This window comes from Pseudomonas sp. 37 R 15 (assembly GCF_900004865.1).
In the GTDB taxonomy this organism is placed as follows: Bacteria; Pseudomonadota; Gammaproteobacteria; order Pseudomonadales; family Pseudomonadaceae; genus Aquipseudomonas; species Aquipseudomonas fluorescens_AM.
Genome location: NZ_CVTV01000020.1, coordinates 311,423 through 324,224, shown reverse-complemented (window position 1 = coordinate 324,224; position 12,802 = coordinate 311,423). Strand labels below are relative to the sequence as shown.

At 61.4% G+C, this 12,802-nt stretch carries 15 protein-coding genes and 1 pseudogene; 12 read left to right on the top strand and 4 right to left on the bottom strand.

Features of this window, described 5'->3' with window-relative positions:
- Positions 1-3 precede the first annotated feature (3 nt).
- Both BFQ04_RS06700 and BFQ04_RS06695 read right to left on the bottom strand, forming a co-directional pair.
- Positions 4-426, bottom strand: coding sequence for a phasin family protein (locus BFQ04_RS06700; protein WP_065950122.1), 423 nt, complete (start codon positions 424-426; stop codon positions 4-6).
- Positions 427-530: 104 nt separating this feature from the next.
- The gene (locus BFQ04_RS06695) at positions 531-806 is read right to left on the bottom strand and encodes a polyhydroxyalkanoic acid system family protein (RefSeq protein ID WP_065950121.1); all 276 of its coding nucleotides are present in this window, start codon (positions 804-806) and stop codon (positions 531-533) included.
- A gap of 144 nt (positions 807-950) precedes the next feature.
- On the opposite strand from BFQ04_RS06695, the gene ubiE reads away from it, so the two are divergent.
- The 12 genes and pseudogenes from ubiE (at position 951) to BFQ04_RS06640 (ending at position 11,068) form a co-directional block, all read left to right on the top strand.
- Positions 951-1,721 carry a bifunctional demethylmenaquinone methyltransferase/2-methoxy-6-polyprenyl-1,4-benzoquinol methylase UbiE gene (ubiE, locus tag BFQ04_RS06690; protein ID WP_003171186.1) on the top strand — a complete coding sequence of 257 codons (771 nt, stop codon included), beginning with the start codon at positions 951-953 and terminating at the stop codon, positions 1,719-1,721.
- Complete coding sequence (locus BFQ04_RS06685) at positions 1,721-2,344, top strand: ubiquinone biosynthesis accessory factor UbiJ (protein WP_065950120.1); 624 nt, start codon at positions 1,721-1,723, stop codon at positions 2,342-2,344. The genes ubiE and BFQ04_RS06685 overlap by 1 nt, the downstream gene beginning before the upstream one ends.
- A complete protein-coding gene (ubiB, locus tag BFQ04_RS06680) occupies positions 2,341-3,945 on the top strand; it encodes a ubiquinone biosynthesis regulatory protein kinase UbiB (RefSeq protein WP_065950119.1) in 1,605 nt (534 codons plus the stop codon). The genes BFQ04_RS06685 and ubiB overlap by 4 nt, the downstream gene beginning before the upstream one ends.
- Positions 3,946-3,986: 41 nt before the next feature.
- Entirely contained in the window at positions 3,987-4,379 is a 393-nt protein-coding gene (gene hisI / locus BFQ04_RS06675) for a phosphoribosyl-AMP cyclohydrolase (RefSeq protein WP_057008528.1), read from the top strand.
- A gap of 2 nt (positions 4,380-4,381) precedes the next feature.
- On the top strand, positions 4,382-4,714 hold the full coding sequence (locus BFQ04_RS06670; protein WP_065950118.1) for a phosphoribosyl-ATP diphosphatase: 333 nt from the start codon (positions 4,382-4,384) through the stop codon (positions 4,712-4,714).
- Positions 4,715-4,739: 25 nt separating this feature from the next.
- The gene (locus tag BFQ04_RS06665) at positions 4,740-5,018 is read left to right on the top strand and encodes a twin-arginine translocase TatA/TatE family subunit (RefSeq protein WP_065950117.1); all 279 of its coding nucleotides are present in this window, start codon (positions 4,740-4,742) and stop codon (positions 5,016-5,018) included.
- Between the two features lie 10 nt (positions 5,019-5,028).
- Positions 5,029-5,433 (top strand): Sec-independent protein translocase protein TatB, encoded by a 405-nt coding sequence (tatB, locus tag BFQ04_RS06660; RefSeq protein WP_065950116.1) that lies wholly within the window; start codon positions 5,029-5,031, stop codon positions 5,431-5,433.
- Positions 5,430-6,221 carry a twin-arginine translocase subunit TatC gene (gene tatC, locus BFQ04_RS06655; RefSeq protein WP_065885722.1) on the top strand — a complete coding sequence of 264 codons (792 nt, stop codon included), beginning with the start codon at positions 5,430-5,432 and terminating at the stop codon, positions 6,219-6,221. Before tatB ends, tatC begins: the two co-directional genes overlap by 4 nt.
- Complete coding sequence (locus tag BFQ04_RS06650) at positions 6,218-6,925, top strand: 16S rRNA (uracil(1498)-N(3))-methyltransferase (protein ID WP_065950115.1); 708 nt, start codon at positions 6,218-6,220, stop codon at positions 6,923-6,925. The genes tatC and BFQ04_RS06650 overlap by 4 nt, the downstream gene beginning before the upstream one ends.
- A 184-nt stretch (positions 6,926-7,109) precedes the next feature.
- Positions 7,110-8,168: pseudogene (locus BFQ04_RS30315) on the top strand (methyl-accepting chemotaxis protein); the annotation flags it as partial.
- Positions 8,154-9,026, top strand: coding sequence for a methyl-accepting chemotaxis protein (locus BFQ04_RS30310; RefSeq protein WP_371914488.1), 873 nt, complete (start codon positions 8,154-8,156; stop codon positions 9,024-9,026). The pseudogene BFQ04_RS30315 and the gene BFQ04_RS30310, both read left to right, overlap by 15 nt.
- A gap of 134 nt (positions 9,027-9,160) precedes the next feature.
- A complete protein-coding gene (locus BFQ04_RS06640; protein ID WP_065950113.1) occupies positions 9,161-11,068 on the top strand; it encodes a methyl-accepting chemotaxis protein in 1,908 nt (635 codons plus the stop codon).
- A 31-nt stretch (positions 11,069-11,099) separates the two neighbouring features.
- Here the strand turns inward: BFQ04_RS06640 and BFQ04_RS06635 are convergent, their stop codons facing one another.
- Together BFQ04_RS06635 and BFQ04_RS06630 are read right to left on the bottom strand one after the other, a co-directional pair.
- On the bottom strand, positions 11,100-11,834 hold the full coding sequence (locus BFQ04_RS06635) for an amino acid ABC transporter ATP-binding protein (protein ID WP_065950112.1): 735 nt from the start codon (positions 11,832-11,834) through the stop codon (positions 11,100-11,102).
- Complete coding sequence (locus BFQ04_RS06630) at positions 11,827-12,786, bottom strand: amino acid ABC transporter permease (protein WP_065950111.1); 960 nt, start codon at positions 12,784-12,786, stop codon at positions 11,827-11,829. Before BFQ04_RS06630 ends, BFQ04_RS06635 begins: the two co-directional genes overlap by 8 nt.
- Between the last annotated feature and the right edge of the window lie 16 nt (positions 12,787-12,802).

Sequence of the window (12,802 nt, the reverse complement as noted above, 5' to 3'; positions counted from 1 at the left end):
TCCTTAGTGTTTACGCGCGACACGTTCGAGCAATGCCGTCAGCTCTTCGAGCTTAGCAGAGAGTGTCTCCACGTCATGTTTAGACGCAATGCCGATTCGATTCAAGGCACTTGCAACACGCGAGTCAAACGCTTTTTCAACTTTATCCAGTTGAACTTCAACCCGGCGGCTGACACTCGAGACGTTACTCTTTACTTGATCAATCTGACTGTTAGCGGCATCAAGTTGTTCAATGGCAACTTTTTTGCTTTTACTTTCAATATGTTGACCGCTCTTAACCAGCTCATTGAAGTAATCGCCACCCTCGCTGCCGACCTTGGCGTAGGCACCAAGACCCGCCAGCCAGATCCTGCGGGCATAGCGTTTGACCTCACTCAGGGCAGTGGTCTGACTGTCGATTTTTTTCTGCAAAATAACGTTGGCCATGGTGCACCTCACATAGAACCGGGTGGAGGAACCGCCCGCCGGATTTGGGGGCTTGGGCACAACGTAGGGGGAAAAATTAGAATCGGCACCCTAAGAGCGTCGAATCAGGCCAGCGCTTTATCCAGGGCTTTTTCGATTTCGGACTTGAGGGTACCGCTCATGGCCGACATCAACAGGCCCAGTTCAACATCGATACGCAATGCATCATCAAAGACCTGAACGGTGCCTTTAACGCCCGACCGCTTGAGGTTCAGGGTATCGCCGGACCACGACGACTCCACGCCATATTTATCCTTGAGTTTCTGCGCCAGCGTCTCGGCCTTTGCCCGTGCGGCTGCTTTACCCAGGGAATGCTCACGCTCAACGGTGATACGCGCCATTGCAATGACTCCTTTCTATAAGGGCTTGGAAACCTTCCATGCGGCAAAAGGTCTCGATAAGCACCTATCTTACCTTCAGCCTTGCCAAGACAAAGCAGGCCCCGGGGATTATCATGTCCCGCATTCTCTTTTGGTGACAGCGATATGACTGATCAGCGCAAAGGCAGCGATGCCGAACCCACCACTCACTTCGGCTTCAAGAACGTCCCGGAAAGCCAGAAAGCGGAAAAAGTCGCTGAGGTGTTCCACTCCGTAGCCGCCAAGTACGACTTGATGAACGACGTGCTCTCCGGTGGCATGCACCGCCTGTGGAAGCGTTTCACCATCGAACTGTCGGGCGTACGCACCGGCAATCGCGTGCTGGACATCGCTGGCGGCACGGGCGACCTGGCGGCCAAGTTTTCCAAGTTGGTAGGGCCTACCGGCCAAGTGGTACTGGCCGATATCAACGGCTCGATGCTCAAGGTCGGTCGCGACCGCCTGCTCGACAAGGGCGTGGCCGGCAACATCGAATTCGTCCAGGCCGACGCGGAAAAACTGCCGTTCCCGGACAACCACTTCGATTGCGTGACCATCGCCTTCGGCCTGCGCAATGTCACCCACAAGGAAGACGCAATCCGCTCGATGCTGCGCGTGCTCAAGCCGGGTGGCCGCCTGCTGGTGCTGGAATTCTCAAAGCCCACCAACGCACTGATGTCCAAGGTATACGACACCTATTCTTTCGCCTTCATGCCGTTGATGGGCAAGCTGATCACCAACGATGCCGAGAGCTACCGCTACCTGGCCGAATCGATCCGCATGCACCCCGACCAGGAAACCCTGAAGTCCATGATGGTGGAAGCCGGTTTCGACCGCGTGACCTACCACAACATGACCTCGGGCATCGTTGCCCTGCACCGCGGCATCAAGCCCTGATGTTGCTCGCAGGCCTTATCGCAAGCGTCGAGCACGGCCTCAACCGTGTCTTGCGCCTGGACAGCACCGCCCTGGCGCGGCTTGCGCACCTGACCGGCAAAGTCATCGCCGTCGATTGCCGCAACCCCGCCTTGCAGCTGTTTATCCTGCCCAGCGATGAGGGCCTGCTGCTCGCGACGCAATGGGCCGCCGAGGCCGACTGCACCCTGCGTGCACCCGCCGCAAGCCTGTTGCACCTGGCGCTGAGCCGCAACAAGACCGCTATCCTGCACAGCCCCGAAGTGGCGCTGGAAGGCGACAGCGCGGTGCTGATGGACCTGGCCGCCGTGCTGCAGGACCTGGAGCTGGACTGGGAATACGAACTCTCGCGCTGGATCGGCCCCGTCGCCACTCAGCTGCTCAGCGGGCACCTGCGCAGCCGTTCGCGCTGGTATCAGCAAGGGTTCGCCAGCCTCAACCAGAACCTCGCCGAATACCTGAGCGAAGAATCGCGCACCCTGGTCGGGCAACGGGAAGCGCAAGCGCGCTTTCGTGAGCTCGACAAGGCCAAAATCGACCTGGAACGCCTCGAGGCCCGCTTCGAGCGCTTGAGCCGTTCCCTTGATCCAAGCGATAACGCATGAAGCTGCTCGCCGTCCGCCGTTTGTTTCGTATCCAGCGCGTCGTAATCCGCTACCGCCTCGATGACCTGCTGTTTGCCCTGCCCCTGCCATGGTTCCTGCTCGCGGTGCGCTATGTGCTGCCGTGGCGCTGGTTGCCGCGCAGAAAACTGGAACTGAGCCGAGGTGCCTGCCTGCGCCTGGCGTTGCAGGACCTGGGGCCGATCTTCATCAAGTTCGGGCAGATCTTATCGACGCGCCGCGACCTGCTGCCCGAAGACATCGCCGATGAGCTGATGCTGCTGCAGGACCGCGTGCCGCCGTTCGATTCGCAGTTGTCGATGAAGCTGATCGAAGAGCAATTGGGCAGGAAGATCAGCGAGGTGTTCAGCCGCTTCGATGTCGAGCCGCTGGCGTCGGCCTCGGTCGCGCAGGTGCATGCCGCGCAGCTCAAGAGCGGTGAAGAAGTGGTGGTGAAAGTCATCCGCCCGGGCCTCAAGCCGATCATCGGCCAGGACCTGGCGTGGCTGTTCATCCTGGCCCGCGCCGCCGAGCGCTTCTCTGCCGATGCGCGCCTGCTGCATCCGGTGGATGTGGTGGCCGACTACGAAAAAACCATCTACGACGAACTCGATCTGCTGCGCGAAGCCGCCAACGCCAGCCAGCTGCGCCGCAACTTCGAAGGCTCGCAGCTGCTGTACGTGCCGCAAGTGTACTGGGACTGGTGCCGCCCCAAAGTGCTGGTGATGGAGCGCATCTACGGCGTGCAAGTCACCGACCTCGCGACCCTGGCCGACCAGCGCACCGACATGAAGATGCTCGCCGAGCGCGGCGTGGAGATTTTCTTCACCCAGGTGTTCCGCGACAGTTTCTTCCACGCCGACATGCACCCGGGCAACATCTTCGTCAGCACCGTCAACCCGTGGAGCCCGCAGTACATTGCCATCGACTGCGGCATCGTCGGCAGCCTCACGCCGGAAGACCAGGACTACCTGGCGCGTAACCTGTTCGCCTTTTTCAAGCGTGATTATCGCCGCGTGGCGCAGTTGCACATTGATTCGGGCTGGGTGCCGGCGGAAACCAAGCTGAATGAATTCGAAGCGGCGATCCGCACCGTGTGCGAGCCTATCTTTGAAAAACCATTAAAAGATATTTCCTTCGGTCAGGTGCTGATGCGCCTGTTCCAGACCGCGCGGCGCTTCAATATGGAAGTGCAGCCGCAGTTGGTGCTGCTGCAAAAAACCCTGCTCAACATCGAAGGCCTGGGCCGCCAGCTGTACCCGGACCTCGATCTGTGGAACACCGCGCAACCGTTCCTGGAGCGTTGGATGCGTGAGCGGATGAGCCCGAAGACCATGCTGGGCAACCTGCACAGCCAGATGGAACAGCTGCCGCACCTGGCCAATATGACCCGCGACTTGCTCGAGCGCATGTCCCAGCCTCATGCCAGGGACCCCGAGCCGCCATGGCGCAAGCGCAAGGACGACTGGTTCCTGCGCCTGCTCGGCGCCGCACACCTGGTGGGTGGGGTCATGCTGGCGATAGGCGGACCCTTGAATCAACTGGGCCACTGGCCGGCCGGAATCATGGTCGCCGTGGGCGTTTATCTGATCGTGCGTCGATAACCCATCCGGTTATACACTGTCGCAAATTGCCGGAGCCGAACATGAAAGACTGGCTGGACGAGATCAAGTGGGACAGTGACGGCCTGGTGCCGGCCATTGCCCAGGACTACAAGACCGGGCGCGTGCTGATGATGGCCTGGATGAACCGCGAGGCCCTGAGCCTGACCGCCGCTGAGCAGCGCGCCATCTACTGGTCACGTTCGCGTGGCAAACTGTGGCGCAAGGGCGAAGAGTCCGGGCATGTGCAGACGTTGCATGAGCTGCGCCTGGATTGCGATGGCGACGTGGTGATCCTCAAGGTCGAACAGATCGGCGGCATCGCCTGCCACACCGGCCGTCACAGTTGCTTCTATCGCGTGTTCGAGAACGGCGAATGGAAGGTGGTGGAACCGGTGCTCAAAGACCCGCACGCCATTTATTCGGCAGGACACTGAACATGAGCGATACCCTCAACCGCGTGGCCCAGGTGCTGGAAGAGCGCAAGAGCGCGGATGCCGACAGCTCCTATGTCGCCAGCCTGTATCACAAGGGTTTGAACAAGATCCTGGAAAAACTCGGCGAAGAATCCATCGAGACGATCATTGCCGCCAAGGATGCGCAGATCAGCGGCGATTGCAGCGATGTCATCTATGAGACCGCCGACTTGTGGTTCCATAGCCTGATCATGCTCGCCCAACTGGGGCAGCATCCACAGGCCGTGCTGGATGAACTGGACCGTCGCTTCGGTCTGTCGGGGCACGCCGAGAAGGCCGCACGCCCGTCCACCTGAATAACTTTTATCGAGGATTTGCAGCATGGGTATTTTTGACTGGAAACACTGGATCGTCATTCTGGTGGTCGTGGTACTGGTGTTCGGCACCAAGAAACTCAAGAACCTGGGTACCGATGTCGGCGAGTCGATCAAGGGCTTTCGTAAAGCCATGAACGACGACGAAAAGCCGGCCGAACCGACTGCAACCCCGGTTCCACCGGCCCAGCCTGTGCACCCGCAGGCCGCCCAGCCGATCACCGAGCGTCGTACCTTCGACGTGCAGGCTGAAAAAGTCGAAGAGCCGACCCGCAAAGACTCGTGAGCACTGACTAATGTTTGGTATCAGCTTCTCTGAACTGCTGCTCGTCGGCCTCGTGGCCCTGCTGGTATTGGGGCCCGAACGCCTGCCCGGCGCGGCACGCACGGCCGGCCTGTGGATCGGGCGCCTGAAACGCAGCTTCAACGCGATCAAACAGGAAGTTGAGCGGGAAATCGGTGCCGACGAGATCCGCCGGCAACTGCACAACGAACACATCCTGTCGTTGGAGCAGGAAACGCGCAAGATTCTGTCGCCCGTGCAGGAGCCCGCCAAACCGGTGGAACCTGTGGCCCAGAACAGTATCGCGCCTGCGCCTGAAGCTGCCCCCCCGGCACCGACCGCGCCAACCGAGCCTGCGCCGACGCCCGTTGCGTCGCCCGCGCCCCATGACCCTACATTGCCGCCGCGAGCCCCATGAGCGCTGATAAACCGGAAAACGACCAGCACATGCCGCTGGTCTCGCACCTCACCGAGCTGCGTACCCGCCTGCTGCGTTGCGTAGCGGCCATCTTCATCATCTTTGCCGGGCTGTTTGCCTTCACCCAGCAGATCTATACCTTCGTCTCCACGCCGCTGCGCCAGTACTTGCCGGCCGGCGCGACGATGATCGCCACCGACGTGTCGTCGCCGTTCCTGACGCCGTTGAAGCTGACCATGATGGTCTCGCTGTTCCTGGCGATCCCGGTCATCCTGCATCAGATCTGGGGCTTCATCGCGCCGGGGCTGTACAAGCATGAGAAGCGCATCGCCGTGCCGTTGCTGGTGTCGAGCATTCTGCTTTTCTATACCGGCATGGCCTTCGCCTACTTCCTGGTGTTTCCGCTGATCTTCAAATTCTTCGCCGCCGCCACCCCGGCCGGCGTGGAAATGATGACCGACATCACCAGCTACCTCGACTTCGTGATGACGCTGTTCTTCGCCTTCGGCGTAGCCTTCGAAATTCCGGTGGCGGTGGTGTTGCTGGTGTGGATCGGTGTGGTCAACGTGGCTTACCTGAAGAAGATCCGCCCCTATGTGATCATCGGCTGCTTCGTGGTCGGCATGATCCTTACCCCGCCGGATATCTTCTCCCAGACGTTGCTGGCTGTGCCGATGTGGATGCTGTTCGAGATCGGCATCCTGTTCAGCGGCTTGATCAGCAAGCGTGGCGAACACCCGGACGACCAGACTGCCGACGACGACCAGCCGCCAGCGACCCAGCCGTGAACCTGCTGCTGCTGGAAGACGCCGACTTTATCGCGGCCGACCGGGTGGTGCTGCGTGACCGGCGCCTGGTGCATATGCAGGAGGTCCACCGCGCCGTGGTGGGCGACAACCTGCGTGTGGGCCGCATTGGCGGGCTGATGGGTAATGCCCAACTGCTGCGCCTGGAAGCTGGGGAAGCCGAGCTGCACGTCAGCTTCGACCAGGCGCCGCCGAGCAAACTGCCGCTGACCCTGCTGCTGGCCCTGCCCCGCCCGAAGATGCTGCGTCGGGTGCTGCAAACGGTGGCCGCCATGGGCGTGCCGAAGGTCGTACTGATCAACAGCTACCGCGTGGAAAAAAGCTTCTGGCAAACCCCATTCCTGGAGCCTGAAGCGATTCGCGAGCAGCTCATCCTCGGCCTGGAACAGGCGCGGGACACGGTATTGCCCGAGATCATTATCGAGAAGCGCTTCAAGCCGTTCGTTGAAGATCGTCTGCCGGCCATGGTCGCGGGCACGCTTGGCCTGGTCGGCCACCCCGGCGATTACCCGCCCTGCCCCCGCGGCCTGGATGAACCGGTGACCCTGGCGATCGGGCCGGAAGGTGGCTGGATTCCCTATGAAGTCGAAATGCTGGCCAAGGCCGGCCTGCAGCCGGTGCAACTCGGCGCGCGCATCCTGCGCGTAGAGACCGCCGTGACCGCCCTGCTCGCCCGCTTGTTCTGACACCGATCCAGTGTGGGAGGGGGCTTGCCCCCGATGACAGAGTATCAGTCGGCACATTCAGTGGCTGATACACCGCTATCGGGGGCAAGCCCCTCCCACAGGTGTACTGCGTCGCTTCAGAATCTCATACACATGCCGATAAACCCGGAATAAGTCCAAGCCTTGTTCCAGGGGAGTTTGCAGCATGTATCGTTGGTTAGCCGAAAAGCTGGGGAATGTCAGCGTCAAAACCAAGCTGGGCGTCGGCTTCGGCCTGGTGTTGCTGCTTACCTTAATCATCACACTCACCGGCTGGGCCGGGCTTTCGGGCGTGATCAGCCGTGGCGACAAACTGGGCTACATCGCCAGCCTCAACGACTTGAGCAAGGACTTGCGCATAGCGCGCCTGGACTTTGAAATGCGCCGTGGCGAACAGGGCCCGGCGGCAGTCAATGGTTTTCTGGGCCAACTGGAAAGCGGCCTGAAAACTGCGCGGGCTCTGATTGAACAACCCGCCGACATCGCGTTGATCGATGACCAGCTCGCCGCCGTCGACCAGTACAAGCGCGCCTTCGACGCCATGGTCCAGGCGGGCGCCAATCGCGAAAACGCGCGCAGCAAGCTCGGCGATACAGCTGACAACGCGGTACTCAAAGTCCGTGAAGTGGAAACGAGCCTGCTCCAGGGCGACAGCGTCAGCCAGTTCAACAGCATCGTCGACCTGAGCAAGCTGATCCAGCAGGCGCGTTTCCAGGTTCGCGGCTACACCTACAGCGGTAAAGTCGAGGCCGAGCAGCCCGCGCTGGATGCCATCGATAATGCCCTGAAGAAAATCGCCGCGCTCAGCGGCCAGCTACCTGATCAATTTTCGACCAACCTGCAACAGGCCGGTGTTTCACTGCAAGCCTACCGCGCCGCCGTCAGTCAGTACCGCGACTCACAGGTGGCCAGCGCCGCTGCGCTGAAAATCATGAGCACCCAAGGCGACATTCTGCTGGACCGCAGCAACAAGCTCACCGCCTCGCAAACCGTGGTCCGCGACAGCGACGCCGCGCAAGCCAAACAGCTGTTGCTGCTGGCTACCCTGCTGGCACTGTTGTTTGGCCTCGTCGCCGCCTGGGCCATCACCCGCCAGATCATCATTCCGCTCAATCAAACCCTCAAGGTCGCCGAGCGCGTGGCCTCGGGCGACCTGAGCCACAACCTGGAGTCCGCCCGCCAGGACGAATTGGGCCAACTGCAACGCGCCATGCAAAGCATGACCGTGGGCCTGCGCGAGTTGATTGGTGGCATCAGCGATGGCGTCACCCAGATCGCCAGCGCCGCCGAGCAACTGTCGGCGGTGACCGAACAGACCAGCGCCGGGGTCAACAGCCAGAAGATCGAGACCGACCAGCTGGCCACGGCCATGAACGAAATGGCCGCCACCGTGCAGGAAGTGGCGCGCAATGCCGAAGAAGCGTCGGAAGCCGCCGTGGCCGCCGATTTGCAGGCCCGCGAAGGCGACAAGGTGGTCGGTGAAGCCATCGCCCAGATCGAGCGCCTGGCCACCGAAGTCGGCAATTCGACGATCGCCATGGGCGATCTGAAGCGTGAAAGCGACAAGATCGGCAGCGTGCTTGACGTCATCAAGTCCGTGGCCCAGCAAACCAACCTGCTGGCGCTCAACGCAGCCATTGAAGCGGCGCGTGCCGGTGAAGCCGGGCGCGGCTTCGCCGTGGTGGCCGACGAAGTGCGCAGCCTGGCCCAGCGCACACAGAAGTCCACCGAAGAGATCGAGGAGCTGATCGTGGGCCTGCAAAACGGTACTCAGCAGGTGGCGACCATCATGGACAACAGTCGCGGCCTGACCGACAGCAGTGTCGAACTGACGCGCCGAGCCGGCAGCGCGTTGGAGAGCATCACGCGCACCGTTTCGACCATCCAGGCGATGAATTCGCAGATTGCCACGGCCGCCGAGCAGCAGAGCGCTGTCGCCGAAGAGATCAACCGTAGCGTGTTGAATGTGCGCGATGTCTCCGAGCAAACTTCTTCGGCCAGCGAAGAAACGGCGGCGTCCAGTGCTGAGCTCGCACGCCTGGGCATCTATTTGCAAACCCTGGTCGGGCGCTTCCGCATCTGACCGATCTGCGCGGCGGCCGATTGCGGCTGCCGCATCTTGTGAAATTTCCTACACAGTTATCAGCCCGCCCTCACTCCAATTCGAATTAGCGTTCATCTGTCGCGAAACGCTTTTTCTGAAATCGGAGGTGCGCCATGTTTTCTCGGCTGACCCGCATGCTGGTGAACGCCAGCGTACGCCTCAAGCTCGCGCTGAGTTTTGGCCAAGTGCTGATGCTCAGCTTCATCATTGCTGCAACGGGCTGGCAGGCCTTGAACGCCGTCCTCTATCGCTCCGATAGCCTGACGAGCCTGGGCGAGCTGGCCGTCTATGCGGAGGCCATGCGCGCCGATCGCATCGTGTACCGCACCCTGGCGGACAAAGCCAGCCTGGACCAGATGGCGCAGAAGATCGAAAAAATCGACCAGCATCTGGCAGACCTTTCACACCGCCTGATAGACCCGGTCGATGTGCAACGCAATAGCGAGGCGGTACGCCTGGTAGCCGACTTCAAGACGGCGCTGGCGCAGCTACCCGCCTTGATCGAGCAGCGCGAGAATATACGCCCGGCGCTGAAGACATCCGCCCTGCAAGCCAGTGACACCCTGGCCCAATTCGCCAGCGACTTGCCCGACCAGAATGACGAAAAGGCACTCGATGCCATCGAGCAATTGCGCCAAGCCATGGAGCAGGCTGAGGATCGCGCCCAGAACCCCGCCTGGGCGGCCGACTCGTTGCAGGCCTATGCCGAGGCTGCCAGCCAGACGCTGGACGCATTGGATGGCGCACAGGCCGCCGTGACCACGCTGCCGGTGGACTCAGCGCTGCTCAAAACCGACCTGGCCAATTATCGCGCACAACTGGTCAAGCTCAAGCAAGCCCAGCTCAACGTCGAGACCGTGCAAAACCGCTTCGAGCAGCAGCTCAACGAGTTGCGCGAGAAGAGCAACCTGTTGAGCCAGAGCCAGAACACCAAGCGCAATCACGAGGCCGACCAGACTCGCACACTGCTGATCGGCGTTACGGTGGCTGCACTGGTACTGGGAGCGCTGGCCGCGTGGTGGATTGCCCGGCAGATCGCCTCGCCGTTGCGTGACATCCTTATCGCCGCCAACCGTGTGGCCCAGGGCGACTTGAGCCACGACACCCAAGTGGAGCGCCGCGACGAACTGGGCCAACTGCAATACAGCATCGGGCAAATGACCCGCAGCCTGCGCAGCCTGATCAGCAGCATCGGTGAAAGCGCCCGCCAGATCGCCGGTGCCGCGACGCAGTTGTCCACCGTCACTGAACAGACCCGTAACGGGCTCAATAACCAGAAAGATGAAACCGACCAGGTGGCAACAGCGATGAATGAAATGCTCGCCACCGCCCAGGAAGTTGCGCGCCATGCCGAACGCGCGTCCGTTGCCGCCAACGAAGCAGATCAGCAGGCCGGCGCCGGCGAGCAGGTGGTCGCTCAGGCCGTTGAGCAGATCGGCAACCTGGCCAGTGAAATGGCATTGTCCGGTCGCGCGATGCTGACCCTGCAGCAGGAAAGCCAGAAGATCGCCAGCGTGCTCGACGTTATCAAGTCCGTGTCCCAGCAGACCAACCTGCTGGCCCTGAACGCCGCGATCGAAGCGGCGCGCGCGGGCAGCGCCGGGCGAGGGTTCGCCGTGGTCGCCGACGAAGTACGCAGCCTGGCCCAGCGCACGCAGGAATCGGCTGAAGAAATCGAAGGGCTGATCCTCGGCCTGCATAACGGCACCCAGCAGGTAGCCGACATCATGGACAGCAGCCGCAACCTGACCGACAACAGCGTTACCCTGACCCGCGACGCCGGCGACGCCCTGGCGGCGATTGCCCGCACGGTGTCAGTCATCCAGGAAATGAACCCGCAGATTGCCGCCGCCGCCGAGCAGCAAAGCGCGGTGGCCGAGGAAATCAATCGCAGCGTATTGAAGGTACGGGATGTGTCGGAACAGACCGCCGCCGCCAGCGAGGAAACAGCGGCGGCGAGTGTTCAATTGACGCGGTTGAGCGTGGATTTGCAGACGCTGGTCGGCAAATTCAAACTCTGAAATGTGGGAGGGAGCTTGCCCCCTCCCACATTTATAGGACCTGGCGCAGGAAAGCCTGGGCCCGCGGGTCTTTGGGCGCATCGAAGAACTCGGCTGGCGCCGCGTCCTCGAGCAATTTGCCGTGATCGAAAAACAACACCCGATCCGCCACCTCGCGGGCAAAGCCCATCTCGTGGGTGACGCAGACCATGGTCATGCCTTCCAGGGCCAGGGTCTTCATGACGTCGAGCACTTCGCCGACCATTTCCGGGTCCAGCGCCGAGGTAGGTTCATCAAACAGCATCACCTTGGGTTCCATTGCCAGGGCGCGGGCAATCGCTACACGCTGCTGCTGGCCACCGGAGAGGCGCGACGGAAACTCATTGGCTTTCTGGGCGATACCGACCTTTTCCAGCAACGCCAGCGCCTTGGCCTCACGTTCTCGCTTGCCGCGCTTGCGCACGACCTTTTGCGCCAGGCACAGGTTTTCCAGCACGGTCATGTGGGGGAACAGGTTGAAATGCTGAAACACCATGCCGACTTCACGGCGGTAGGCATTCACGTCGGTCTTCGGGTCGGCCAGTTGCAGGCCGTCGATGCTGACCGAACCTGAATCGAATTCCTCCAGCCCATTAAGACAGCGCAGAAAGGTGGACTTGCCGGAACCGGACGGGCCGATCACCACCAGCACTTCGCCCTTGGCGACCTGGGTGGTGACATGGTCCACGGCGCGCACGACATGGCCACGGGTATCGAAGACTTTTACCAGATCGCGGACTTCAATCACTTTGCGCGAGCCTCCGCTCAAGCCGGCTGGCCATCTTCGACAGCGGCAGGTTGATCAGCAGGTACAGGCCTGCCACACAGAAGAGAATTTCAAAGGGCGAAAACGAGGTGGTGATCACTTCGCGCCCGCTCTTGAGCAGCTCGGTGATCGCGATCACCGAGACCAGCGAGGTGTCTTTCACCAGGCTGATGAATTGACCGGCCAGCGGCGGCAGGACGCGCTTGAACGCCTGCGGCAGCACCACATGCCGCATCGACTGGCTGGCGCTCAAGCCCAGGGAGCGCGCGGCCTCGTTCTGGCCACGGGTGATCGATTGCACACCGGCACGCACGATTTCCGCCACGTAGGCACCGGTGAACAGCGACAGTGCCGCGATCCCGGCAAACTCGCGGGACAGGTTGAGCACCGTGCCGATAAAGAAATAGAAAATGAAGATCTGTACCAGCAGCGGCGTACCGCGCACCAGCTCGACGTAGATCGTCGACAGGTCGCGCAAGGTCGGGTTGCTGGACAGCCGGCACAAGCCGGTGGCCAGGCCAATCGCCAGGCCCAGGATGCCGGACACCACCGACAACCACAGCGTGGTCCACAGGCCCCACATCAGCGGGCCCAGTGCCCAATGACGGTTGACACCGATGACGTCACCTTCAGCCACATCATCGCCGCGCGCCACTTGCAGGCTGTTGTCGGCGACCGTCACCTTTTGCTCGGCACCGGCATCAGTGCGCAGCGTCACCTCGGCCACATCGCCTTTGCGTACCAGCTCAATGACGGTGGAAATATCGGCTGCACGCTGCGCTTCTTCGGCCTGATAGGCGAAGTACTGCGGCACGCGGTTCCAGCGCCATTCGTAGGACATCAACGAGGTGGCGTAGTACAAGGCGCCGGCCAGGCCGACCAGCACGACCACGGTCAGCAGGTGCCAGGGCCATTGGGCTTTTTTCTGTTTCATTTCACTGTCCGCATAG